The following is a 2056-nucleotide window of genomic DNA, read 5'->3' as shown; positions in this document are numbered from 1 at the left end:
CAGACCGGCCAGATGCGATTTCATGTCCCAAATACCGAGGTGAATAATCCAGGTGACACATTCGATAACCATGATGATCACCCCCTAGCGCTGATTACCATTGATGTGGATCACTTTAAGCAGATTAACGATACGTACGGCCACCTCATGGGTAACCAGACCCTCATCGCCTTTTCCCGCCAGCTAAAGCAGCTACTTAGCAATCAAAACGACAGCTACAAGTTCTACCACACTGGCGGCGAGGAATTCGCGATACTGTTGCCCAACACGTCCTTGGATACGGCCCGCAAAGTTGTGCATGACTGCCAGCTAGCGCTTAAAACGTTAGCCATCCCACTAACAGAGGGGCAACTACAGGTGACAGCTTCGTTCGGCCTGGCAGTTGCTAACCCTAACGATAACAGTGCCACCAATTTCTTTAAACGCAGTGACCGTTATTTATATCAGTCGAAGAATAACGGGCGTGACCGTCTTACCGACGAGTCTACCGACACCGATTTATCATGAATCAGTCCGCCTAATCACCGTTATTTATCAGCACCCTGTTTCCGATCACACTTGTCTCGCACGTCAATCCGTGTTATATTTGGCACCAATTAATTATTTAAGGAGGCAGCGCGTATATGCGAATTGATACGTCCAAATATCCAGAAGGTAAAGAGGCGGTGGACCCCAAACGGGTTAAACGGCTCAAGATTTTAAGTAAGGTGGCAACGATTATGTGTATCTCGATGTACATATCGTACATCCCGCAGATTATCGCCAACTTTTCTGGTAGTCCCGTATCACCCATTCAACCACTGGTCGCATCCATTAACGCCTGCCTATGGGTAGCTTACGGCTGGAACAAAACCTATAAGGATTGGCCCGTAATCATCTCCAACTTACCCGGGATTGTCTTTGGCCTCGTCACGGTCATCACCGTCTACGTACATTAGGCATACAATAGGCCCCCACGCCGCGCGGGGGCCTTTACCATAGTTAACCGCGCATTTAATCGTTGGCGGCTAGCCACTGATCCAGAACATCAATAAATTCATCGTGCTGGTCTAGCAATGCGAGGTGGCGGCTGTTCGCAAACAGGTGCCACTTAGCGCCAGGAATGTGATCGTACACCGACTTGGCAATGAGCGGTGTGCACAAATCGTCGGTCCCGTTAGTCACCAGCACGGGTACGTGGATTTTGTGCAGCTCGTCCGTAACTTCAAAGTCGCTGATGGTGCCGTTCTCGGTGAACTCGTTCGGCCCCTCAGCAATGCGGCTCGCGCGTTGCCCGTTGGTGGGACGGCGTAATGGTTCCGGAGAGTTCTCGTCGGGATCATCCCAGCAGTACCGCTCCATGTAACGGTCGTTGGCGGCCAAATACTTCGGGCCAGTGAAGTCGCCGGTACGCTCGGCTTCAGCAATCGCCTCGCGGTCTTCGTAGCTCAAGTACGAAATCAGCCGGTGTTGCTCCTGCGTCCACAGCTTGATGGACGCAGGCGAGCCATCAATCATGACGCTCTTAATACCCTGGGGGGCAAAGCTGGTTAGGTAGTACATTTCGAGCATCCCGCCCCATGACTGCCCCAACATGTGCACCTCGTCTAGGTGCAGGTACTCACGCAACGCGATGAGTTCGGCCGCCCACGTTTCTTTGACGTACACCGATTCATCCTCCGGTAGCGAGGACTTACCACAATTAGCTGGCGGCCAGTCTCAGCATAGTCGTCCATTAGCTCAAAGTAATTATGGGATAAACTCAGGCCGCCGTGAATCAGTAACAACGGAGCTTTGTCCGGGTTGGGCTCCCCCACGATGCGGTAATACGTCTGGTAACTGCGAAACAGCATGTATCCTTCTTCAATACGCATATGTAGTGCCTGTCCTTCGTCAATATTTGTCCTTAAAGGCGATTGTACTGCTAGCAAGGCATCAGCTCAGCACAAAGGTGACGCTGCTGTACGCGCGGCTTATAATAACGATTGTCATCAATTAAAAATAAACACTTGCGAGGTATTTAAGTTTGAAAAATACTAGAGATAGAGATACCTAACCATAGGCGCACTCAAATAAG

At 50.7% G+C, this 2056-nt stretch carries 2 protein-coding genes and 1 pseudogene; 2 read left to right on the top strand and 1 reads right to left on the bottom strand.

Annotated elements, in window-relative coordinates:
- On the top strand, window positions 1–507 hold a 507-nt coding region (locus FD01_RS14495), incomplete at its 5' end, for a GGDEF domain-containing protein (RefSeq protein WP_156647331.1).
- Window positions 508–623: 116 nt separating this feature from the next.
- Window positions 624–938, top strand: coding sequence for a SemiSWEET family transporter (locus FD01_RS14490; protein WP_054648536.1), 315 nt, complete (start codon window positions 624–626; stop codon window positions 936–938).
- 55 nt (window positions 939–993) lie between these two features.
- Here the strand turns inward: FD01_RS14490 and pepI are convergent.
- Window positions 994–1853 (bottom strand): annotated as a pseudogene (gene pepI / locus FD01_RS14485) (proline iminopeptidase).
- Window positions 1854–2056 lie beyond the last annotated feature (203 nt).

Origin of the sequence: Lacticaseibacillus manihotivorans DSM 13343 = JCM 12514, assembly GCF_001435035.1 — a bacterium.
Classification (GTDB): domain Bacteria; phylum Bacillota; class Bacilli; order Lactobacillales; family Lactobacillaceae; genus Lacticaseibacillus; species Lacticaseibacillus manihotivorans.
This window is presented reverse-complemented; position numbering and strand designations above follow the sequence as displayed.

Bases quoted from the DNA above. Each gene is read 5' to 3' on its own strand.
- FD01_RS14490 (WP_054648536.1), top strand. From the start codon at position 624: ATGCGAATTGATACGTCCAAATATCCAGAAGGTAAAGAGGCGGTGGAC.